Genomic DNA, 24,670 nt, shown 5'->3' on the forward strand with positions numbered 1-24,670 from the left:
CTTTAATAAAAACTTATGTGGAATTATGACAATAATAGCTTTTGATGACGATTATAAAAATGTTTCCCAAAAACACAAAAGAGAGTAATACATAAAATATCACCCTCTTTTTTGCAAAATTGCGTTACAAATTTTATTTAGAAAATTCTAATCCTTTAAGTTTGTTCCAGCCTCCACGAGTGAAATCTGGTATTTCAACTGGTGCAGAATTATTTTCTAGGGATTTTTCTGTCAATGGTGCAAGACAAGACCATTCAGCCAAATCATATACGTCCATATCAAGAGGAAGTCCGTTTTGAAGACAATGAATCAAACGGTAATCCATTACAAAATCCATACCGCCATGACCACCAACTTTCTTGGCTTTTTCTTCAATTCCAGCTACCATTGGGTGTTTGTATTTTTCCATCAAAGCCTTTTTAACATCTGCAGGAACATAACTATGTGCCGTTAAGTTTTCATGATTTGGAGCAATATCCGCCCCAATATCTTTTGAATCCAGTGCATATCCTTCTATAGGATATTTATTTGCAAATCCTTTTGTTCCTGTAAGTTGATACATGCGACTGTACGGACGTGGATTTGCTACATCATGTTGAATTTGAATTGTTTTACCATTTTCGGTACGAATCATGGTCATGGTGTGATCCCCGTTTTTAAAGTCTTTCATATCTTTTCCTGTTTTCTCTTTAATGAAAGCAGGAATACCAACTACTTTAGTATCCATGGAAACCAAATAATTCATCTTGTCACCACGGTGAATATTCAATGCTTGACAAGCAGGCCCCATACCATGGGTTGCGTAAATATCACCACGATGTTTGGCGTTATAATCTAGGCGCCAGTTATTCCAATAATCTGCCCAATATGGTTCAAGATTATGAATATATGCCCCTTCAGCATGAAGAATTTCTCCAAACAATCCTTGTTGCGCCATATTCAATGTAGTAAGTTCAAAGAAATCATACACACAATTCTCCAATTGCATACAGTGTTTACGCGTTTTCTCGGAAGTGTTGATTAAATCCCAAATCTCATCCATTGTCATGGCACCCGGTACTTCAATTGCCACGTGTTTACCGTCTTTCATAGCTTGCACGCCAATTTGAGCATGGTGTTTCCAGTCTGTTGCCACATAAATTAAATCTACGTTAGGAAGCGCAGTAACTTTTCGCCAAGCATTTTCGTCACCAAAAAATTCTTTGGCTTTAGGAAATCCTGCTTTCACAAGTATTTCATTTGCTGATTTAGTTCTGTCTTCCATCATATCGCAAAGAGCAACAATTTCGACCCCTGGAATATGTGTCATACGCTCAACAGCACCAGGACCACGCATTCCCAACCCAATAAAAGCAACACGAACCGTTGGCAATGGAGCAGTTGCCAAACGCAAAACATCCGTTTGTCGTTTAGCTCGTTTTGGAGCTTTAGTTTTGATCATTTGTGCGGATGAATTAGCCCATCCCAGAAAAAGACAGGAAAGTACAAGTAATTTAAAAATACTAGTTTTCATAATTGAATTAAATAATTGAGTTAAAAAAATGTTTGATAGTCTCTCTAGCTATCTTTATATTATTTTCTTTGCATGAAGACGTAAACTTTTAACTAGAAAAGTTAGTGGCTCATATAAATCCTTTCTATGGCAATTTATTAAAATCGATGTCCGGTTTATGCTGACCTAACGGTCTTGTAAAAACACTTTGGGTCTTGGTGTAATCATTAAAAAAACCACCGTTTTTTAAATAAAAAAAATCTTTGTCCATGCCACCTGAATAGTCCATTCTATATCCTTTGTTCCCCGTGTTGTCAATTGTAAATCTTGCTGAATCTATTTCGAACCAATTTCCTTTGTCATCACAATACCATTGATTATTGAAAAGTACCTTGCGGGATGTGTCTCCTTGCTCCGGAATAAAATTCTCCAAGAAAGAATGAAATCTTTTTAAATAAGTATTGGTTTGCGGACGATTAAAACTGGCCATTAGCAACCATTTTCCTAATTCTGGGGCAAAAAAGTAAGCGGTGTAAGTTGTTGTATTATCGTTTTGAGGAGCTCCGCGAAGTAAAAATTTATACGTGTTCCCTGCTTTCCAATTGTATCTCAAATAACTTTGACCTCCGGAACCTTCATTTCCAAATTCTCCTGTTTTGACGTCCGTACCTTTTTTAAGCATTTTGATTTTATAGGATTCCGGAATGCTTTTCGGATCATCAGTTTCAAAAGGACTCCAAACTGAAAATAATACTCTACGCTCTTTTTCAGAATTTACTTGTATACCGAAATACCCTTCTCCAAAACCGTTTGCCATATAATAAGAACCGATAATATCTTGACCCACTGGCACCGTAATCTCATTATAATACCATTCTGCATTTATTTTTTCCGGCACCTGATAATTCAAATGCACCGAAGGACCTCGCCTACCCCAATAAAAAAAATTCCCTTCATTGTTCGGTACAAATGCTGTTTTTAATTGAATTGCCGATCCATCAATAGTTAAATTCGAAATAGAAGGAAAATTGTTTTTTGTTTTGCTAATTCCCTTAATAGTTAAAGCAACATAACCAATATCGTTAATTTTCCATTCTCCAATTAAATTTGGATGTTTTTTTGATTCATCAAATTTAATTTTTTTGGATTTATTCTTAATGCCAAATTCTAAAACTGATTTTCCATCTATTGAAAGAGGTTCATCTAATGAAATTCTTACCACTCCTGGTTTCGAAATCCTAAAGTAAACTGTAAAATATTCCTCAGGATTGGTCCAATTGGATATTCCTTCATTTGTAATGGTTTGGTCACCATCCAGATGAAATGAGCTATAAGCATTCCCTGCTAAAGGTAAAGAAAACTCAGTAGACAAGTTTTGTCCAAACACATTGAAGCCAAGAAAAACCTGCGTAAAAAAAGGAAGCATTTTTTTTAAAAATTTCATGCTATTGAAATAATACAAGTTAGGATTTCTATTTACGTTGGTTTCCTTTAATGATTAGACTCCATTCCGTTTGACGGTTTCTAAAACCAATCTGTTTATTTTATCTTCTAAAACAAAGTCAGTTTAAAACTTTTTTTTAGTCCAAATGCTGTTTAAAAACAATCGAAAATTTTATAAAAAAACGAAACTAAATATTTACTTTTAATAAAACAAGAAAAAACAAGAAAAAATGTGCTCGAACACATAATTTAACGTCATTGTGTTTAAAAAATACCTAGTCTGTTTATTTTTGAACAAAAACATTGATATTTGGTAAAAAATTACAAAAAATGTCGCATAACTTGAACTGTAATTTTTGATTGCTTAATCAATGTATGCCTTCAAACTAATTTGTAATTATATTAAGAAAATGTTTTGGTATTTCAAACAATCCTTTATTAGATTGTAGTTTTTTTTTATGGATTTTATTTACTTTTTTCTCCTTATATGTCTAGAACACAAAAAGAGCGTGCTCGAACACAATTAATTAATATTTGCTTGTTTTATTAAAACTAATACTCTAGTTTCGCATTCTTGAAACTAGAAAAAATAATTTATTTCACAAGCCAAAAACAACATAAACCACACTATTACAATACATTAATAAATAAAAACATAAATAAAAATTAACACCTCAACAATAACAAAATGAAATCATTCTGCCTTAGTTCGCTTTTCTTGCTCGTTTTTCATTTTCTACTTATTCAAGATTGTGAGGCAAAAAACAACCGTTTTTCTATTGATAAAGAAGGCATTCAGACTATAGAATCAAAAACGCTGAGAATATCCCTGGACTCAACGTTTCCAAGAATAACCCAATACAACTGGATTGCAAACGGCGCTATTTTTTATGGACAAGAAGACCAATTATCACAGGTCATGATTAACGATAAACTTTATACCCCAAAAACTTCTTTTTCATTATTAAAAAATGAGGCAAACTATATATTAAACTTCCCAGAAATCAGCGCAACAGTAAAAATTCAAATAAAAGTAGTTGCCAATATTGTCGAATTTAACGTGACCCAAATCGCAGAAAAGGGAAATTTCAAAATAAGTACTTTCGAGATACCCAACCACAGTTTACTTTCGGTAAGAAGCACTCAAAAAGGAGCCTCTTTCGCCGGGGCAAAAATGTATACAGCCATTAAGGGAACTGGCGATGTATTTGTGCCGCTAACAACTACCATCGCCAAAGACAGCATTCCGAAAGGCTATCTTTATGGCATCGTGAATAACGATCAACTGGCTGCAAGTATATGGAGCAACTCGACTGGAGAAAAATCGGATGAGGATCGCGTTTTGAAACAAACCGTTAAAAAAGAGAACTATTCCAGAACCGGAATTTGGAGTGGCTCTTGGATTTATCGTGCCAAAGAAATGAAATCCACCGATCCCCTTCCTGTTGCAAAGATTGTCATCACCGATGACGCCAACAACGACAAAAAAATAGATTGGCAAGATGGCGCCATAGCCTATAGAAAGATTATGAACAATCCTATTGGCAGCGAAAAAATACCTAATTTGGTGGTACAACGCATACCGATGAACTTTGCCAGTCAAGCCACCAATCCTTTTACAAAAACATTGGACGAAACCAAAAGGATATTTCTAAATACAGATGGCTTGGGCCAATATGTTATCCTAAAAGGATACGGATCCGAAGGACATGATTCCAAACACCCCGATTATGGAGACATTGGAAAAAGGCAAGGTGGTGCCAAAGATATGGAAATACTTTGCAAACAAGCACTTAAATACAATGCGTTTATGGGCGTACACATCAATGGAACAGAATCCTATCCTGAAGCCACAGCCTTTGACGATTCATTGGTTGACAAAACAAAAAAAGGCTGGGATTGGCTTGATCCCTCCTACTACATCAACAAGCGTTATGATGCCAGTACCAACAACAGGATAATGAGACTTAAATCACTAAAGGATCAGGTACCTTCACTTGGTTTTATTTATTGTGATGTTTGGTATGCCAAAGGGAGCTGGGACAGTAAAAAACTAGGCCGCGAAATCCATTCATTAGGCTTAACCCTGACTACTGAATTCCCGAACGACCATGAATACGATGCCATTTGGAACCATTGGGCAGTTGATTATGATTATGGTGGAAAAGACATCAAAGGATTTAACAGCCAAATTGTTCGATTCATTCGCAATCATCAAAAAGACACTTGGATTGCAAGACATCCTTTACTTGGCGGAACCGAAATGAAAGATTTTGAAGGTTGGCAAGGAAGAAATAATTTCGATGATTGTATCTCAATGACTTTTGGCACTGATCTTCCAACAAAATACCTACAACATTTTCCTATTCTAACTTGGGAGGAAAATGCTATTTCCTCAGAGGAAAATGTAGCCGTAAAAATAGTTTCAGACAAAAGAATTATAACCAAAGAGGGGCGAATCGTATTAAACGGCGATACCTATCTTTTGCCTTGGAGTCCCCATGCCGAAGAAAAGCTATATCACTGGAATGCAGCGGGAGGAACAACTACTTGGGATTTGCCCCAAAGCTGGAAAAATCTAAAAACGGTTGCTTTTTATAAACTAACAGATCAAGGAAGGGAATTTGTAAAACTAGTAGAAATCAAAAATGGTCAAGTTATCCTTAGTGCTGAACCAAACATACCCTATGTTGTTTCCAAAACCAAAAGCATTCCTAATTCTGCCGTTACTTGGGGAGAAGGAACTTTTATAAAAGATCCAGGATTTAATAGCGGAAATTTAAAAAACTGGACTGTTGAAGGTTCTGGAGCATCTGTAACGAGAAATAAAATTGGACAATATGAATTGGAAATAAACGGTACTGCATCAGTAACAATAAGCCAAACACTTTCCGGATTAACGGCAGGAACTTATTACGCATCTGTGTATGTGGCCACTAAGGACAACCGAAGAGCTTATTTGGGAGTAAAAGAGTATGGCGGACAAGAAGTAAGCAATTACACCAACAGTTCATTATGGAAAAATTACATCTCAGCCGATTCAAAACACGACACCAATCTTCAACGTATGTATATTTACTTCAAAATACCAGAAGGTCAAACTTCCGCAAAACTATTTTTACACGCTGATGCAGGTACTGAAACAATTGTATTTGATGATATCCGCGTGGTGGCGATGAAACAGGAATCAAAACCAGGAAATATCTTTTTCAAGGAAAATTTCGAAAATATACCTGATGGTTTGTATCCTTTTATCAAAGGAGTTGCTGGAGGAGTTAACGACCCAAGAACGCATTTGTCTGAACTGCATGCTCCATATACACAAAAAGGCTGGAACGGAAAACCTATTGATGATGTAATAAACGGGAATTGGTCACTAAAAGCACATAGCGAAGAGCAAGGTCTTTTATTGCAAACCATCCCTCAAACTATTCGATTTAAAGCCGGAAAAACATATACTGTAACCTTTAGCTACCAAACTTCAGCAGCGGATTATGCGCTAATAGTAGGTGACGGCACCACCACAAAAATATCAATTGCCCTAAATACCGCAACTACTACTACAACAGCAACTTTCACTTTCTTGGGTTCCGAAAATGGTAATTCTTGGTTTGGAATCGAAAAGCTTAATGGGAAAACATCCGATTTTGTTTTGGATGATTTGGTAATAACGGAGAATTAATAAGGAACATAAAAATAGAAATAGCTGCTTTTTTGATTAAAATCATTGAAAAGAAACCAAAAAGCATTATTTTCTATTGTCAGGATTTTTAATCTGGTCCTGTATGACAGCCCTAAATAAACGTTCAAATAAAAAGCAAATACGGAACAAAATGAATCTAGAGCCAAAAGAATACGAAGTGAAATTAATCGAAAAAAAACAACTGTTGATCTCCGGAAAAGGAGATGATTCTTTATGGCATACTGCCAAAGTTTTGACCGATTTTTGTTCTCCTTGGAATGAAGAAAAACAATCCGAAATTATATTTAAAGCACTTTGGGATCGAGAAAATTTCTTTTTTAACTTCACGGTTTTAGATACTGCAATTCATCTTGAAAAAACAGACACAAGTGTTGGGAGCATTGGAAATTCCGATAGAGTCGAACTCTTTTTCAGACCTGATGATTCACTGAATCCATATTATTGTTTAGAAATAGATACAGCGGCTCGAATAATGGATTTTATAGCCTATCCCGGCAAAAAATTTGACTTCAATTGGAATTGGCCAAAGGACGCCATAGATGTCAAATCATCCGTGAATGTGGATTCTTTTACGGTAGAAGGCGCCATTAGCATCGCATCTTTAAAACGGTTGAATTTAATTAAAAACAATAAAATTGAAACGGGTGTTTTTAGGGCAAAGTACAACCAGAAAGATTATTTTGGGTTTGAGCCAACTTGGATAACGTGGGTAAACCCAAATACCGAAACACCCAATTTTCACGTCGCTTCTTCCTTCGGGAACTTTGTTTTACAAGAATAAAGGAATCCTATTCAATGTAATAGACTGCATTTTCCGAATTGGCAATATCGATAGGCAAAAGAATTTTTTCTGGAATTTCCTTTTGAAAAAGAAAATATTCCACTAAAGAAGTTACCCCAAGATAGGCTTGTCTTTTCTGATTTTGATGGATAATAAAATCGATTATTCCGTCCTGAAGATACGTAACATTATCGTCAATCAAATCATATCCGACAACGCTGATTTTTTTTTCTTTGGCCTCGCTGATTATTTTTGCTACCTGATACGCTTTTGAAGTGGTGACAAAGATTCCTGATAAATTTGTGTTTTCATCCAAAAAAGTATTGAAATTAAGTTCAACATTTGGATTCTTTAATTTTAACGTGGTGATATTGTGGGATGAGTTTTCTTTTTCTTCAAAATAAGTTCTAAAACCTCTTTCCTTTTCCTGCATGTGAACTGCATTCTTGTAGCTTTCATCAATGTGAATAATTGCAATTTGACCTGCTTCTGCAATCGAATCCAACAGTTTTGCTGCCACTCGCCCGCTTCTGAATAAATCCTGGCCTACAAAGCTTTTTACTAAACTGGATTCGACCTGGTTATTGTATGTGTTGACTATAATATTCTTGGAATCGAATTTTTGGATGGCCTCCAGTGTTTCTTTATGGAATAAGGGCGCCAACAAAACTGCGTCAGGAGCTAATTCCATAACTGTTTCGCTTGCTTTCAAAAAGGACTTCTTTTTTTCTGGGTTAAAATAAAAAATTCCAATGCTTAAATTATAAGCCTTAAATTCTTTTATGGCATCCTCAATCCCGCTGATACAGGCAAGCCAATAAGGATCAATATTTGGATCCGGAAGCAGTATACTGATTCGGTAGATTTTATTGTTCTTTAAATTTCTGGCAATAAGATTAGGTTCGTAGTCTATTACTTTTAAAACCTCGTTTACTTTTTCAAAAGCCGCTGGAGACACTTTTCCTCTTTTATGCAAGACTCTGTCTACGGTTCCCTTAGAAACTCCGGCTAATTTAGCAATATCTTTAATTGTATGTTTTTTATCCATAATAGGCAAATATATAAAAACTTTGGTTTATTTTTTTATTTGCAAGATTACAAACGAAATGTGAATTAATGGATAAAAAAATGTGTTGTTGAATGCCGCATTTGAATTCCCACATTCCACTAAAAATTAATTTTCATAAAACTACAAATCTTATATTAGAAATTGTGCTCGACAACACAAAAATTGTGTGTTCGAGCACAATTTTTTGTTTTTCCTTGGCTAATTATAATTTTATCGATAACTTCGCAATGTTAAAACTAAAAAAAATAACTCATTAAAAATTAAAAAATAATTTAATAGCAACATTTTCAGCGTTTTAATATTACAAAAAATGAAAGAAATCATATCATTAGCATCAGGACGTACTTGTCTATTTGGAGACCATCAAGATTATTTAGGCTTGCCTGTAATAGCTTGTGCAATTAATAGAAATATAAAATTAACCGCTGTGCAAAATGACATGCAAGTTTTTAAATTAATAATGAATGACATAAACCAAGTTAGGGTCATAGACATTCACGCCACATTTCCAGAATTAGAGCGTCGAGATTATTTTGCATCTTCATTAAGAGTATTGAAAAGACATGGCTGTATTCCAAATGTTGGATATGACATCACTATAACAGGAAATATTCCTATTAATTCTGGAACATCAAGTTCTTCAGCTTTATTATTGGCTTGGATTAATTTTTTGATAGAAGCGTACGGTGTTGACGATGAAGTGACGCCGGAATTTATTGCAAAAATGGGATATGCATCTGAAGTAGTGGAACATGGAGAGCCTGGCGGAATGATGGATCATTACAGCATTGGAATTGGAAACATTGTGCACATAGACACCAAAACTCCTTTATCTTATACTGTTATCGGTACGGAATTAAAAGGTCTGATAACAGGAGTTTCGGGTGTGCCAAAAGAGACTATCGGTATCATAGGTGATTTGAAAGGAAATGCTTTGCTGGCCATCAATATTTTAAAACAAAATATTCCAAACTTTGATTTAAACAAAACTGAAATCACGGACTTAAAAAAATATTGTAATTATTTACCGGATCGATTGATTCCTTTTTTCGAAGGAGCCATTAAAAACCATCATTATACAAAACTTGCTTTAATTGAATTTCAAAAACCAACGCTTGATTTAAAAAAGATTGGCGAATTAATGAATGCGCATCATGCCGTATTGAGGGATTTATTGAAGATTACGGTGCCACGAATTGACTCCATGATTGACGCTGCGTTAAAAGCTGGTGCCTATGGTGCAAAAATAGTTGGTTCAGGCGGAGGCGGCAGTATTGTAGTTATGGCCGAACCCGGAAATGAAGCTCCGGTAGTGGAAGCAATATTGGCTGCAGGTGCAGTTGAAGCCTATACTGTTACCGTTGATCCCGGAGTGAGAATACTAGAAAATATTAAAAATTAAAAAAAACAATATGCACGACAATCTAATTATATTAGCTGGTGGCGCTTCTTCTAGAATGAAAAAACAAGCTACGGTAGCTAATTTGAGCAAAAAAGAAATTGAAGAAGCAAATGAAAGAAGCAAGGCATTAATTGGTGTTGGCCCCAATGGTAGACCATTATTAGATTATCTTTTATTGAATGCCAAAAATGCTGGATATAAAAACATCTACATTATTATTGGTGAGCAAGGAGTTTTATTCAAGGAGTTTTACGGAAGTGAAAACAGCAACAATAATTTTCATGGTTTAAAGATATCTTTTGCCACTCAATACATACCGGAAGGAAGAGTAAAACCATTTGGTACTGCAGATGCATTATTCCAAGCAGTAGAGCAATATCCTGAACTTAATTCCCAGTATTACTCCGTTTGTAACAGCGACAACTTATATTCAGTCGACGCGCTGCTTGCGCTTAGAGAAACCGATAGTCCTAATGCTTTTATAAGTTACGATAGGGATGCAATGGAATTCCCATCGGAACGAATTTCACGATTTGCCATCGCTAAACTCGACCAAGACAATCAATTATTGGATATTCTCGAAAAACCAAACGCAGCTAATTTAGAAAGCTACAAAGATGTCGAAGGAAAGTTGAGAGTGAGTATGAATGCTTTTAAATTCAAAGGAAATCTTATCTATCCCCATCTAAAAAACTGTCCTGTACATCCTGAAAGAGACGAGAAGGAATTGCCCACGGTGCTTTTGAATGCCTTAAAAGAAAACCCTAATACCACATTGGGCATTCCTTTTTCTGAACACGTACCTGATTTAACGGCAAAAGAAGACATTGTCGAAGTAAAAGCCTATCTCAAAAAACAGTATCCCATATTAAATTGGAATGACTAATAGTCTGACCTTGATGTCTTGTAATAATAAAGAAAAAAAATGAAGAAATATGTAATAACTGGTGGTGCAGGATTTATTGGAAGTCACATTGCAGAGTATTTATCCGCTGAAGGACATCAAGTAATTGTTTTGGATAGTTTAAGAACGGGATTTAAAAAAAATCTTGATGACTTGAATGTACAGTTTGAAAAAGGAGACATTAGGGATAAAAATCTTGTGGAAGAACTCGTGCAAGGAGCTAATGGAATATTCCATTTAGCAGCTTTGGTAAGTGTGCCGGAATCCCTCTTAAATATTAAAGAATGTATCGACATCAATACATTGGGAACAATAAATATTTTGGAGGCTGCGAAGAAGAATCACGGCTGTAAAGTGGTGCTTTCTTCTTCTGCAGCAAATTATGGAGACAATCCCATATTGCCAAAAATAGAAACAAAGACTCCTGAACCTATGACTCCCTATGCCGTTACAAAACTGGATGGAGAATTTTATTTAAAAATGTATCAGGATCAATGGGGTCTTCCTACTGCTTCGTTACGTTATTTCAACGTTTTTGGACCCAGACAAAATCCAAAATCAGCTTATGCAGCTGCTGTGCCAATTTTCATAAATAATGCACTTCAAAACAAACCAATAACCATTTATGGTGATGGTCTGCAAACTAGAGATTTTATCTATGTCAAAGATGTGGTAAAGGCTAATATATTGGCTTCTCAAACAGGAAGTGAAATGTATAACGTTGCTTTAGGATATAGCACATCAATTCTGGAACTGGCAGAAAGAATAATTGAAATAACGAACTCAAAATCTAAAATACAATTTTTAGAAGAACGTTCAGGAGATATTAAACATTCAAAAGCGGATCCATCAAAATTTAATGCATTAGGTTTCAAACCTGATTATTCCATTGCGAGCGCCTTGGAAGAGACTATTGATTTTTACCATCAGGAATTAGTAAAAACATAGGTTTAAAGTATATCAAACAATACTTCTAACAGTGTTTTTCTTGTTATTAAACCAGAGCGAATTACAGAAGTATTGCAAGAATTTAATAGAAAAAAACTATAACTATTACCATAACAAAGAAATCGAATGTCAAAAATTAAAAATACAATCAACAATAATCAAAATAGCGCCTTAATGCCAATGGTTATATTAACCTCATTATTTTTTATTTTGGGGTTTGTAACTTGGTTGAATGGACCATTAATTCCATTTTTTGAATTGGCCTGCGAATTGTCTCAATCTCAAGCCTATTTTGTGGCTTTTGCGTTTTATATCGCTTATTTTGTCATGGCGATTCCCTCCTCTTGGGTAATAGAAAAAGTAGGTTATAAAAATGGGGTTTCGTTAGGACTCGTCGTTATTGCCATTGGAGCATTTTTGTTTTACCCTGCCGCAGAAACACGAACTTTTCTTTTCTTTCTGGTGGCTTTATTTGTTATGGGTACCGGGTTGGCAATTTTACAAACGGCAGCAAATCCATATGTAGTCGTTATTGGTCCCAGAGAAAGTGCAGCAGCAAGAATTAGTGTATTGGGAATTGCAAATAAATTGGCAGGATTTATTGCGCCAATAGTATTAACAGCTTTGGTGCTGTCGAATATGCAAGATTATACTACAGATAAAATTGCAGCTCTTGACAGCATAGCCAAATCAGCGGCATTAGACACGTTGGCGCTACAATTGCAAATTCCATATCTTTATATGGGATTAATCATCCTAGTATTGGCAGTATTGGTTAAATTATCTCCTCTGCCGGAAATTGATTTGGACGAGGATGGAAATGTTGCGCATCTAAACATTTTTAAACAAATTATAAATGCTTTTAAATATCCTCAATTAGTCTTGGGCGTAATTACTCTAATGCTCTATTTGGCTGCCGAGGTTTTGGCAGGAGATTCTATTGGTAGTTTCGGCAAACAATTAGGGGTTTATGGCGAAGACGGTAATTTTTATTTAAAATTAACTTCATTCACCATGACAGCAATGGTAGTGGGATATATTTTAGGAATTACACTAATACCAAAATATGTTTCTCAGGTTCAGGCATTAAAAGCTTCGGGTATTTTAGGTCTTATTTTGGTACTGCTAATCGTTTCCATTTCTCCGAACATCATGTTTCAATTACCTGGAATACCAGCATTGCCATTAGTAATTATTTTAGTGGCTCTTATGGGACTTGCCAATGCACTTTGTTGGCCGGCAATTTGGCCAATGGCATTACAGGATTTAGGAGGCTATACCAAAATAGCCAGTGCGATATTGATTATGGGCATCATTGGAGGAGCTATTTTCCCACTAGCTTATGGTTCATTAGTGGAGTCAATCAATTTGGCAAATGAGGCAAATGGTGTTGCAAAGACGGCAAAAAGCGGCAATCAAGTTGCTTATTTAATGTTGCTTCCCGCATACTTGATGATTATATTTTATGCATTTAAAGGGCATAAATACAGAAGCTGGTCCAGAAAATAATAGTGAATAAGTTAGAAAAAAAATAAAAAAACTGACAATGTTAAAAAGTAAAATAGACAAGGCGACAGGTTTCGAAAAAAGATTCGAAAATATTGGAACAGTAGTTTTTGAAAATTCAACCGAGGCGTCAAAAGCAGTTGCACAACAAATAGCAACGCTTATCAAATCAAAACAAGAAAACAACGAGTCATGTATTTTGGGTTTGGCAACAGGTTCATCGCCCAAAGGATTGTATGCTGAACTAGTTCGTTTACACAAAGAAGAAGGATTAAGTTTTAAAAATGTAATAACTTTCAACTTAGATGAATATTATCCAATGGAACCAGATTCCATAAATAGCTATGTGCGATTTATGAAAGAATTACTCCTGGATCAAGTAGATATTTTACCCGAGAATTATCACATTCCTGATGGAACTTTAACCAAAGAAGAAATTGCGGATTACTGTGCTAATTATGAAGCCAGAATTGAAGCTTTAGGTGGAATTGATTTGCAAATACTTGGAATTGGAGGAAACGGTCATATTGGATTCAATGAATCGGGTTCTTTGCAGAATTCCAAAACAAGATTAGTGGCACTAGATCATATTACCAGAGTGGCGGCAAGCGGAGATTTTTCTGGATTGAGCAATACCCCAAGAACTGCCATCACACTGGGAGTAAAAAAAATAATGGAGGCCAAACAAGTTATATTAATGGCTTGGGGTGAAGGAAAATCGAATATTATCAAAAAGTCTGTAGAGGGCGAAGTAACCAATCAGATTCCTGCTTCATTTTTGCAAGAGCACAACAATGCTGTTTTTGTATTAGATAAAGAAGCTTCTTCAAAACTGACAAGAATCAACAGACCTTGGTTGGTTGAGAAAATTGTTTGGACAGATAAATTGACCAGAAAAGCAGTTTTAGGATTGGCACTTGATATAAAGAAACCCATTTTAATGCTTACCGATGCTGATTATATAGAAAATGGCATGAGCGATTTGTTAGCAGATTCAGGGCCTGCTTACGACATCAACATAAAGATATTCAACAAACTACAGCATACAATTACCGGATGGCCAGGAGGAAAACCAAACGCCGATGATTCCAATAGACCTGAAAGAGCCGAGCCGGCAAGAAAAAAAGTATTGATTTTTAGTCCACATCCCGATGATGACATCATCAGTATGGGGGGCACTTTTATGCGATTGCAACAACAAGGACACGAAGTACATGTTGCCTATCAAACTTCGGGAAATATTGCTGTCGCAGATGATGAAGCACAACGATTTGCTAGATTCGTAATCGATTACAACGAGAAATTTGGAATCAAAAGTGTTGAAGCAGAACAAATTTATGAGAAAGCTTTAACATTTCTTAAAAACAAAAAAACAAGCGAAATAGACATTCCTGAAGTTCGTTATTTGAAAGGATTGATTAGAAAAGGAGAAGCGCGATCCACCAGCAATTTCGTTGGTTTGACCGATGAACAAATTCACTTTATGGAGCTTCCATTCTATGAAACAGGAGCTATCGAGAAAAAACCTTTGGGAGAAATAGACATTCAATTAACGATGGATCTTATCGAAAAGATTCAGCCTCATCAAATATATGCTGCAGGTGATTTGGCAGATCCACACGGAACGCATAAAGTATGTTTAGATGCCATTTTTGAAGCTGTAAAACGGTTGAAAACTAAAGATTTCATGAAAGATTGCTGGGTTTGGTTGTACAGAGGTGCTTGGCAGGAATGGGGTATCGATGAGATTGAAATGGCAGTTCCCATGAGTCCAGACCAAGTGTTGGCTAAAAGACACGGGATTTTCAAACACCAATCCCAAAAAGATGGTGTCGTATTTCAAGGAACTGACTCAAGAGAATTTTGGCAAAGAGCAGAAGACAGGAATAGAGAAACTGCACAATTATATGATTTATTGGGATTGTCATATTATGCAGCAATGGAGGCATTTGTAAGGTGGGAATATTAGATAAAAATAAATATCACGATTAAAATCTAATTTAAAAATGAGTATTTCCATTGAAACAGCAATTCATACTTTAACTAGACATAAAAATATACAAAACATTGAAGTATACAATCAATTTATTAATTGGTTAAAAGGGGAATTTGACCTGTATCTCATGGAAGAATTGGATGGTTTGAAAGTGTATTATCCAAATGGATTGTTTTCGGTTATACTTTTTTCAAAGAACGAAAAGGATTTTTCAATTGAAATAAAAATCATGAGCAAAACACTGAAAACAGCGAATCAAATGGCTGCCAAAATCGAAACTATTTATTGTCATCTGAACAAAGTGATTTCAATTAACAAATTCAAGTTGTCGCGACTATAGCTAGCACTATAAGTCAAGAAATAAACTTCCTTTTTAAATTAATGAAGCTGTCCAAAAAAGTAATTTTTGGACAGCTTCATTTTTATAACCAACTCCTACAAAAAATTATTTTGTGATTACACTAAATTAGATTTTAATAAATTCACTTCTTTGGTATTGGCAATTTCACCAAAATCAACTATTGCAGAAGAATGGTAGAAACCAGCTCCTGTTTTTTCTTTTAATGATTTAATATTCGTGGAGCGCAGACCACCGCCCGGCATAATGGCAATTCGATTGTCTGCTTTATTGACCAATTCTGCCAAAACAGCAATTCCCTCCACGACATTTTTTTGCTGTCCGGAAGTCAAAATAGTTTTAAAACCACATTCTATGACGGATTCAAGCGATTGATTTACGTTTTTTACCACATCAAAAGCACGATGAAACGTGCACGGAAGCGGATGCGCCAATGCAACCAATTCCTTATTTCGTTCCTTATCAATACTGCCGTCTTTATTTAAAATCCCAAAAACAAGACCATCAACATTTCGTTTTTTGAACTGTTTGATTTCGTTTTTCATTTGCTCAAATTCCTCCTCTGAATACACAAAATCTCCTCCGCGAGGTCTAACCATAACATACAAATCGATGTAAAGTGCTGCTCGCACTGTTTCTACCATATCAAGACTCGGAGATATTCCTCCTAAGTTCATGTCAAAACACAATTCGACCCTATCAGCACCGTTTTGTTGCGCTATAATCGCGGATTTAAAGTTAAAACAGGCTATTTCTAGTAGTTCTTTTTTCATTTATTTATGGAATAATCTGAATTAAATACTGTTGACATAATGCGTAAAAAATGTTACGAAAAACCCTTCTTTATTTTGGAAATTCACACTGTTTTACAGAAATTAAAATGGCTGTAAAAAACTTTTTAGGCTTCTTTATCCTTATGCTTTGTTATTGCCTTTGACAATTTTTCTTTTAGTATTTTGGTTACTTTTTCAGTTCCTTTCTTGGATACCTGGTTTTGCCATGGGAGGATATCTAATGATCAGTGGTGTTTTAAAAGATTCTTCATATATAAATCTTTTGTCAAACCAACCGTGTTCTCCAACATAAAATCCTTGGTTCGAGATGTACATTACAAGTGTGTTTTTCTCTCAAACTATATTGTCCAAATAATTTATTTACATATTTTTATTTGCCAATATTTTTGGATATTGAACACTCGTGTGAATAATCAACTCTCCAAAAAGAGTATTGGCCCACGCAAACCATTTACGGGTAAATTGAGTTGCATCATCCTTGTGAAACGATTCGTGCATAAAACCGGTATCGGCATGGGTTTTAAGCAACATACCGATACACATTTGTATTTCCTTTTCATCCACGCTGGTAATGGCTCTTAGAATAATACTCATTGGCCAAATCGTATCAGTTCCTGTGTGAGGACCGCCAACACCTTCTCCGGCTTTTCCTTTATAAAAAAATGGATTGTTTTCTGAAAGTACTACTTTTCGAGTTGTAAGATATAAAGGCTCATTAGGTTGAATGGCGCCCAGATAAGGTAATGACAATAAGGACGGCACATTGGCATCATCCATCATATGGAAACTTCCATAGCCATTAACTTCAAAAGCAATAATTTTTCCAAATTTTGGATGATCGATAATTCCGTTTTCTTTCAGTCCGTTTTGAACCTGTTGTTGCAGTTCTTTGGATATGTCAACTAATGCTTCGTCCTTTATTTTTGGAGAAGAAAACATTTCGACCAAATACCCCAAAACTTCAATGGCAAACATGTTACTTGGAATCAAATACCCAAATAGTGTGCTGTCATCACTTGGACGGAATGTGGAAACAATCAATCCGCAAGGTTTCATCGGATAACCATAACCACTCAATGGCACACCATCTGTAGCCCAAGCAGTGGTACGCTGAAAACTGTAAGGTCCCTTGTCGTGCATTCGTTGTTGCTCCTTGAAAGTTTGCAAGACCAATCGCATCGATTCTTTCCAATCCTTGTCAAACGGACTGGTGTCGCCAGTTTCTTTCCAATAACCGTATGCCAACCTGATTGGATAACACAAACTGTCTATTTCCCATTTGCGTTCGTGGATTCCTGGTTTCATTTTGGTAATATCATCTTTCCATTCGCTCACCTGATTAAAGTCTTTGTAGAAAGCATTGGCATACGGATCCAATAAAATGCACTTGGTTTGACGGTTGATGACTCCTTTTATTAATTCTTTTAATTTTGCATCCTCTTTGATAAAAGGAAGATAGGGCCAAATTTGGGCAGTGCTGTCCCGCAGCCACATCGCATCAATGTCGCCGGTAATCACATAGGTGTCCGGCTTTCCGTCAATGATTTCAAAATCGATTGTAGTATCTAAAGTATTGGGAAAACAGTTTTCGAATAACCAAGCCAGTTCGGGATTTGCAATTTGTTTCTTGACACGAACAATGGCGGCTTCAATTGCTTTACTGGTAAATTTTCTTTCAGCCAATGGCGGACGTTTCGATACGAATTCTTTCATTGGAAAATTAAAACCATCAGACTGAAAGCCAAAAGCTTCGGAATGAATTGCCAACAATCCAGCCGAAAAAATTGCAGAGTTTTTAATAAATTTTCTACGTGTTTGCATGATATTTTTATGTCTAATTAAGACCTACAATGGCCTGTCTCCTTTTTTGACTCCCCAGGTCGCTGAAGACGAACTTCCCATATACAATTTCAATTCTCCACCTTTTGCAATCATGTCGTGAGTGATATAGGATTTTGTGTATGGTTTTCCATTGTATTCCGCTTTTTGAATGTAAATGTTCGTAGCGCTGTTATTGATTGCCGTCAATTGGAATGAAATTCCTTCTTTATAATTTATAACAGCATTATTCACTAATGGACTTCCCAAAACATAAATTCCATTGGCAGGATTAACGGAATAAAAACCCATGGCCGAAAAAATATACCAAGCCGACATTTGCCCCAAATCTTCGTTGCCGCATAATCCATCCGGTTTGGTTGTGTAGAATTTATCGGCAATCTCGCGGATGAGTTTTGCCGTTTTCCAAGGTTGTCCCACATAAGAAAACAAATAAGGAATGTGGTGTCCCGGCTCATTGCCTTGGGCATATTGCCCAATCAAACCGCTAATGTCCGGGGAAGCATCAGCACCGACAACGCCATCTTTTATGACAAACAGGGTATCGAGTTTTTTCGAAAATTTTTCATCCCCGCCAAACAAATCAATTAATCCATAAGGATCTTGCGGCACCAGCCAAGTGTATTGCCAGGCATTACCTTCTACATAATCGTCTTTACGGTGTTCCGATGAAAGCGGATTGAATGGTTCGTGCCATTGTCCGTTTTTCATTTTGCCTCGCATGAAAGTCGTTTCTTTATCAAAATACAATTTATACAAATTGGCTCTTTTTGAAAAATAATAATAATCCTCCATCTTGTTCAAATCCTTTGCCATTTGGGCAATACACCAATCATCAATGGCATATTCGAGCGCATTGGCAACCGTTTCGGTCAGTGAATCGGCAGGAATGTACTGCAGTTTTTGTACATAATCCATTCCGTCACGGGTTTGCATGGCAGTTTTTTTGAGGGCTTCATAAGCAAGAGCCGTGTCATAATCCCTGTATCCTTTAAAATAAGCATCCACAATCACGGGAATGGAATGATTGCCGTTCATGCAATTGGTTTCATTCCCCATCAGATGCCAAACGGGTAATCTTCCTTGTTGTTGGTAAATTGCCAAAAAGGATTTTATAATATCGTTAATTTTATCGGATTGAGTTATGGTGTACAAAGGATGCAATGCGCGATAAGTATCCCATAAAGAGAAGGTGGTATAATTAGTAAATCCAACTTTTTGATACACTTTTTTGTCCGTTCCCCTGTAATCGCCATTGGCATCATTAAAAATAGAAGGTGCAAACATCGTGTGATACAAAGCGGTGTAAAACACTTTTTTGGTTTTGTCGTCTGCTGTTATCTGAATTTTGTTCAATTTGTTGTTCCATTTCAAATCGGCTTGCTTCACCGTTTTATCGAAGTCCCAATGCGGGATTTCAGCTTTGATATTGGCGGAAGCATTTTCGCAACTTATTGGCGAAAGACCCACTTTCACAAGAACTACATTTTCTTTTTTTGATTTAAAATCGATGACTGCCTTCATCCGAATGCCTTTGCCTTCGGTTTCATTTATCAAAACCTCATCGTCGTATAATGAAATATTTTCAATGGATTCCGAGAATTCCATCGCAAAATACACTCGTTGATCGTCAGCCCAGCCTTTCGAATAGCGATAGCCCATAATAGTGTTTTTGGCTGTTTTTTTGATGTACGTTTCCATTGGTTTGTCCCATCCAACACCATCGGTCAAATCAAGTAAAATGTGGGAATCTTCCGCTGAATTAAAAGTGTATTTATGAAAACCGACCCTTTCACTTGCGGTCAATTCTGCTTTCACGTTATATCGATCAAGCAATACGCTGTAAAAACCAGGTTTAACCACCTCGTTATTATGAGAAAAAAGAGAACCGTAACCGTTTTTCAAATCTTCTTTTGTCATTTTTTTGAGCGATACTTTCCCTGTTATCGGCAGTAAAAGAATGTCATTCAAATCACCAATTCCTGTGCCACTCAAATGGGTGTGCGTAAATCCTAAAATAGTATTGCTGGCGTAATTATATCCACTGCACCAATCCCAACCTTCGGCAATATTGGTTGGCCCCAATTGAACTGCTCCAAAAGGCACATTGGCACCCACAAAAACATGACCATGACCGGCTGATCCAATGATAGGATCAACATATTGGGTGTAATTTGAATTGGTTTTGGTTTTGCTTTTTACTTGCGAAACCACGGACAAAGTGCACAATACGCTAAATGCGAAAATTCCAAAGAAAGCTGTTTTGCTCTTTTTTACAATCATTTTTTACTTGATATTAACTAATTTAAAACACTGGTCTTTATTGTTTTACTTGTACTTATTAACTACATCATACAACGACATAACGTTGATAACAGGCTTGTTTATTTTACCTTCAAATGAAATTCTTGTTTCTTTTCCTGCCATCAAATCTATATAATTATCACTTAATTTCCCTATGTAACCCTTAATTTCTACATACACGTATTTGGCTGGTTTTCGGGCTTTAATAATAATTTCATTCCCTTTTATTTTCCAACTGATTTCAGGATTTTCTAATTTTAAATCTTTGGGCCTCACTAAATCGATTTGTGGAATAATATCATCGCGATAAGCTTCTCGAATAGCGTACCACGATGCTTTGGGCTGTCGATTATAATAATCCGTGACACTCCAACTGGCCACTGGCCAACAGTCGTTGAGTTGCCAGACCAATGTTCCCATATTATAAGGTGCCTTGGAACGGTGAATCCAAATACTGTTTTTAATAGAATAATATTGCAGACACTGGGTGAGATAAGTATACTCTTTAACGCTCATCTTTGCTATTTTCGTCGAATCGATGAAGTATCGGTTTAAATAAGAATTTAATTTTTCGAAACCACTTCCTGCCTTTTGATGAGCTTTCAACACATCGGAAAACAAATAACGATCTTCCGGCAAAGTAAATTTTTCTATCGATGCATAATTGGGCATCGCTTGCATTCCATATTCACTGACAAATCGGCCTGTTTTATCTTTTACAGATTCAATATCTGCTAATCCCCACCACAATCCCCAGTAATGGCTGTCTCCTTCTTTATAACTTTTATCCCTTCCCCAACCAAACAATGGCGAGCTGCTGATGTAGGGACGATGTGAATCAACTTCCTTTACCCATCTTGGAATGCTGTCTTGAAACAACCGAACGTAATCTTTCCATAAACGAGTGGAATCCTGCTTTGACATCTTCATCGACTTTTGCCATCCCCAATTTTTGAAAGCCTCATCGATTTCATTATTTCCACACCATAAAACAATACTTGGATGATGACGCAAACGCTTTACCTGATACTTCACTTCCTCTCTCACATTTTCAAAAAACGCTTTGTCACCTGGAACCATCGCTCCTGCAAACATAAAATCCTGCCAAACGTTGATGCCGTATTTGTCGCATAAATCATAGAAATAATCGTCTTCGTAAATTCCACCGCCCCAAACACGCAGCATGTTCATATTGGCATCCTTGGCCATTTTGATGATTTTTTCGTACTCTTTTTTGGTTACACGCGAAAGAAATGCATCCGATGGGATATAATTGGCGCCTTTCATGTAAACGGGTTTGCCGTCAATTTTAAAATAAAACGATTTACCCAAACTGTCTGGCTGTTGCACCAACTCTATTTTCCGCGACGGGACGTAGTCTTTCTCGGGAGTTTTTTTGTCATAAGTCTCCAATCGCACTTCTTTCCAAATGCCGCAAGTCGTAAATTTAGGCCCCCAATCCCAACCAAAATGATATTGAGCTTTACGAACATACGCTCGGGGATTGTCCGGGATTACAAACGGCAAATCTTTTTTTGCCAACGAATCGACAACATTTTGTGCCGATTGAAACACGACTATTAAAGTATTGGCTCCTGGTTTTATAACTGTTTTTACGTTTACGCGCCATTGACGAAACATGTTATCGGCTTTTAAAACCAATACATCATTTAGGTAAACATTGGCATAAGTATCCAGACCGTCAAAAACTAATGCTGCATATTTTTGTTTTAGGTTGGAAGGAGTTACCGAAAATGAAGTTTTATACTCCCAATCCTTTTTTTCAATCCATTGTAATTTCTTCTCATTGTCGCGGTAAAATGGATCCGGAATCAATTTGTTGTTTAACAAATCGGTATGTACTTCGCCGGGCACAGTGGCGACATTCCATTTTGTGGTTCCTACTTGACGAAATTGCCAATCTTTTAGAACTGCATTGTTTTGGGCGTTACTTTCTAAAGTCAGATTTGCCAAGACAATGATAATAAACCAAAACAAGCTATTTCTATATTCCATTTTTTTTAATATATTAAACGTTTGCCAATAAAAAAGGTAACCCAAATTGGACTGCTTTTTTTAAAACATTATTCCGTTTCTTTAAAATAATTAGCGCCCCACATACTGTATCTTTTCTTCATGGTTTCAATTTTTGTTTGAAAATCAGGCCAGTTTTTGTTTTCTTTTGGAGACCACAAGACTTCACTCAAAGCACTCAAACGCGGAAATATCATATATTCCACTTTGGCTGGATTAGGCATATATTCTGTCCAAACGTTTCCTTGGGCACCCAGAACATACTTTGACTGTTCTTCATTTAGCTCTTTTGGAATAGGCTCATAACCATAAATTTTTTCTAAGTTGGTAAAACCACCAATGGTAACTTCTTTTTCATTTTTTGTTTGAGAATGATCCAAATAAACGTGGCTTCCCGGTGTCATAATTACCTGATGGTTTTCTTTGGCAGCTGCTATACCTCCAGCTTCACCTCTCCAACTCATCACTATTGCATTTGGGGCAAGGCCTCCTTCAAGTATTTCGTCCCAACCAATTAATGTTCTACCATTTTTATTAATGTATTTTTCCATGCGTTGGATAAAATAGCTTTGAAGTTCGTGTTCATCTTTCAAACCTTTTTCTTTAATCAGCTGTTGACAAAATTCGCTTCTTTTCCAGGCGTCCTTGGGAGATTCGTCTCCTCCTACGTGAATATATTTTGACGGAAATAAAGCCATTACCTCATCAAGAACATCCTCCAAAAATTTAAAAGTATATTCCGTTGGAGCATAAACATCAGTAAAAACACCCCATGTTTCCTGAACCAGTTTTACCCTACCACTAGCCAATTCTTGTTTGCTTTTCTCGGAAATCATATTATCAGGAATAGTTGTTTTTTCGTTTGGGAAACAACTCAACATAGGATAAGCGGCAATTGCAGCACTACTATGACCCGGCATTTCAATTTCTGGAATTACAGTAATAAATCTATCCGAAGCGTATTTAACAATTTCTTTTACTTCTTCTTGCGTGTAAAAACCAGTTTCAGGTGTATTATCACTTCCTCTTCCTGGATATCTACCTATTATAGAACCGTTTCTGATGGAGCCAACTTCAGTAAGCTTAGGGTATTTTTTTATTTCGATTCTCCAGCCTTGATCTTCAGTCAAATGCCAATGGAAATAATTCATTTTGTGCAAAGCCAAATAGTCAATGTATTTTTTGACAAATGAAACCGGGAAAAAGTGGCGCCCGACATCCAGCATTGATCCTCTATAAGCAAAACGAGGTTCATCTTTAACGTCTACCAATGCAATTTTTAAATTATTGCTTTTTTCCAAAGGAAGCAATTGAATCAGGGTTTGCATTCCGTAGAAAGTGCCAGTAGGAGAATTTCCTTCAATTACTATCCTTTTATTGTCTGATTTTAAGCTATAGCCGTCACCTTTAACTCCACCAATATTATTGAAACTTTTGAACTCAATGCTGTTTTTGCCGGTTTTATTCACTATTGGCAATTCAAAACCATAGTAATCTGCCAGATATTTGTTCAAGAAAGTGGCTGTAGCCTTGTCATCCTTGTTGACAACTACCAATTTTGTTTGTGGATTAATGACAAAATTTCCTGTTTTTTTAATAACCTGCACTGGTTGAGGAATGATTTTTATTTCCTGTGCAAACGCAAATGCGCCACATAAAAGAAAAGTAAGGATGAATGATCTAATCATAATTTACGTTTTAATTAATTATTTATTTGCTATTTTACTCTATTTTCATTTTTTATTGTAAACTTCTCTAAGTGTATAAATCGTCTCTCCCTAGATTTTATTTATTTTTTGTTGCTTGAAAAATGCTTTCGATTTTTAAATTATAGTCTATTTTTAGATCCTAAAATTCCTTAAAAAGTACTTAAAACGTTTTTATTAAGCTTTTTAAATATTTTTAATAATGTTAGACCGCGTGAAATTATAGATTTATTTTATTTAAAACAAGAAAACAAAACAAATATTGTGTTCGAACACAATATAGATATACTTGAACATAAAATGATTTTTTTTCTTCCACTTAAGTTTTCAACCAGAAAAAACTTCGCTAGATTTTATAATCAAAAGAGAATTTAGTCAACGAATAACATTC

At 36.0% G+C, this 24,670-nt stretch carries 17 protein-coding genes; 8 read left to right on the top strand and 9 right to left on the bottom strand.

Annotated elements, in window-relative coordinates:
* Nucleotides 1-133 precede the first annotated feature (133 nt).
* Both C0430_RS04065 and C0430_RS04070 read right to left on the bottom strand, forming a co-directional pair.
* Nucleotides 134-1,513: a Gfo/Idh/MocA family oxidoreductase gene (locus C0430_RS04065; protein ID WP_290865752.1), complete on the bottom strand. Its 1,380-nt coding sequence runs from the start codon at nucleotides 1,511-1,513 to the stop codon at nucleotides 134-136.
* Between the two features lie 124 nt (nucleotides 1,514-1,637).
* Entirely contained in the window at nucleotides 1,638-2,936 is a 1,299-nt protein-coding gene (locus tag C0430_RS04070) for a DUF3472 domain-containing protein (protein ID WP_290865753.1), read from the bottom strand.
* Between the two features lie 687 nt (nucleotides 2,937-3,623).
* Between C0430_RS04070 and C0430_RS04075 the strand changes: the two genes are divergently transcribed.
* A complete protein-coding gene (locus tag C0430_RS04075) occupies nucleotides 3,624-6,617 on the top strand; it encodes an endo-alpha-N-acetylgalactosaminidase family protein (protein ID WP_290865755.1) in 2,994 nt (997 codons plus the stop codon).
* 151 nt (nucleotides 6,618-6,768) lie between these two features.
* Nucleotides 6,769-7,419, top strand: coding sequence for a sugar-binding protein (locus C0430_RS04080; RefSeq protein ID WP_290865757.1), 651 nt, complete (start codon nucleotides 6,769-6,771; stop codon nucleotides 7,417-7,419).
* Between the two features lie 7 nt (nucleotides 7,420-7,426).
* Here C0430_RS04080 and C0430_RS04085 read toward each other — a convergent pair whose 3' ends face one another.
* Nucleotides 7,427-8,467 (bottom strand): substrate-binding domain-containing protein, encoded by a 1,041-nt coding sequence (locus C0430_RS04085; protein WP_290865759.1) that lies wholly within the window; start codon nucleotides 8,465-8,467, stop codon nucleotides 7,427-7,429.
* Nucleotides 8,468-8,798: 331 nt separating this feature from the next.
* Between C0430_RS04085 and C0430_RS04090 the strand changes: the two genes are divergently transcribed.
* The 6 genes from C0430_RS04090 to C0430_RS04115 all read left to right on the top strand — a co-directional run bounded on the left by C0430_RS04090 (nucleotide 8,799) and on the right by C0430_RS04115 (nucleotide 15,584).
* Nucleotides 8,799-9,890 carry a galactokinase family protein gene (locus C0430_RS04090; RefSeq protein WP_290865761.1) on the top strand — a complete coding sequence of 364 codons (1,092 nt, stop codon included), beginning with the start codon at nucleotides 8,799-8,801 and terminating at the stop codon, nucleotides 9,888-9,890.
* Nucleotides 9,891-9,900: 10 nt separating this feature from the next.
* On the top strand, nucleotides 9,901-10,776 hold the full coding sequence (locus tag C0430_RS04095; RefSeq protein WP_290865763.1) for a sugar phosphate nucleotidyltransferase: 876 nt from the start codon (nucleotides 9,901-9,903) through the stop codon (nucleotides 10,774-10,776).
* A gap of 39 nt (nucleotides 10,777-10,815) precedes the next feature.
* Nucleotides 10,816-11,742: an SDR family NAD(P)-dependent oxidoreductase gene (locus tag C0430_RS04100; RefSeq protein ID WP_290865765.1), complete on the top strand. Its 927-nt coding sequence runs from the start codon at nucleotides 10,816-10,818 to the stop codon at nucleotides 11,740-11,742.
* A 126-nt stretch (nucleotides 11,743-11,868) separates the two neighbouring features.
* Nucleotides 11,869-13,251 (top strand): sugar MFS transporter, encoded by a 1,383-nt coding sequence (locus C0430_RS04105; protein ID WP_290865767.1) that lies wholly within the window; start codon nucleotides 11,869-11,871, stop codon nucleotides 13,249-13,251.
* A gap of 37 nt (nucleotides 13,252-13,288) precedes the next feature.
* Nucleotides 13,289-15,217, top strand: a complete 1,929-nt coding sequence (gene nagB / locus C0430_RS04110) for a glucosamine-6-phosphate deaminase (RefSeq protein WP_290865769.1) — start codon at nucleotides 13,289-13,291, stop codon at nucleotides 15,215-15,217.
* 37 nt (nucleotides 15,218-15,254) lie between these two features.
* Entirely contained in the window at nucleotides 15,255-15,584 is a 330-nt protein-coding gene (locus tag C0430_RS04115) for a hypothetical protein (RefSeq protein WP_290865771.1), read from the top strand.
* A 116-nt stretch (nucleotides 15,585-15,700) separates the two neighbouring features.
* On the opposite strand, the gene C0430_RS04120 is transcribed toward C0430_RS04115, so the two are convergent.
* The 6 genes from C0430_RS04120 to C0430_RS04145 all read right to left on the bottom strand — a co-directional run bounded on the left by C0430_RS04120 (nucleotide 15,701) and on the right by C0430_RS04145 (nucleotide 24,261).
* Nucleotides 15,701-16,375: a copper homeostasis protein CutC gene (locus C0430_RS04120; RefSeq protein WP_290865773.1), complete on the bottom strand. Its 675-nt coding sequence runs from the start codon at nucleotides 16,373-16,375 to the stop codon at nucleotides 15,701-15,703.
* A 195-nt stretch (nucleotides 16,376-16,570) separates the two neighbouring features.
* A complete protein-coding gene (locus C0430_RS04125) occupies nucleotides 16,571-16,711 on the bottom strand; it encodes a sulfatase/phosphatase domain-containing protein (protein WP_366559299.1) in 141 nt (46 codons plus the stop codon).
* Nucleotides 16,712-16,756: 45 nt separating this feature from the next.
* Nucleotides 16,757-18,217, bottom strand: coding sequence for a glycoside hydrolase family 125 protein (locus C0430_RS04130; protein ID WP_290865775.1), 1,461 nt, complete (start codon nucleotides 18,215-18,217; stop codon nucleotides 16,757-16,759).
* Between the two features lie 24 nt (nucleotides 18,218-18,241).
* A complete protein-coding gene (locus tag C0430_RS04135) occupies nucleotides 18,242-20,518 on the bottom strand; it encodes a GH92 family glycosyl hydrolase (protein ID WP_290865777.1) in 2,277 nt (758 codons plus the stop codon).
* 45 nt (nucleotides 20,519-20,563) lie between these two features.
* Entirely contained in the window at nucleotides 20,564-22,555 is a 1,992-nt protein-coding gene (locus C0430_RS04140; RefSeq protein WP_290865779.1) for a glycoside hydrolase family 2 protein, read from the bottom strand.
* 68 nt (nucleotides 22,556-22,623) lie between these two features.
* Nucleotides 22,624-24,261 (bottom strand): beta-N-acetylhexosaminidase, encoded by a 1,638-nt coding sequence (locus C0430_RS04145; RefSeq protein WP_290865781.1) that lies wholly within the window; start codon nucleotides 24,259-24,261, stop codon nucleotides 22,624-22,626.
* Between the last annotated feature and the right edge of the window lie 409 nt (nucleotides 24,262-24,670).

Source organism: Flavobacterium sp. (genome assembly GCF_013823965.1).
GTDB lineage: Bacteria > Bacteroidota > Bacteroidia > Flavobacteriales > Flavobacteriaceae > Flavobacterium.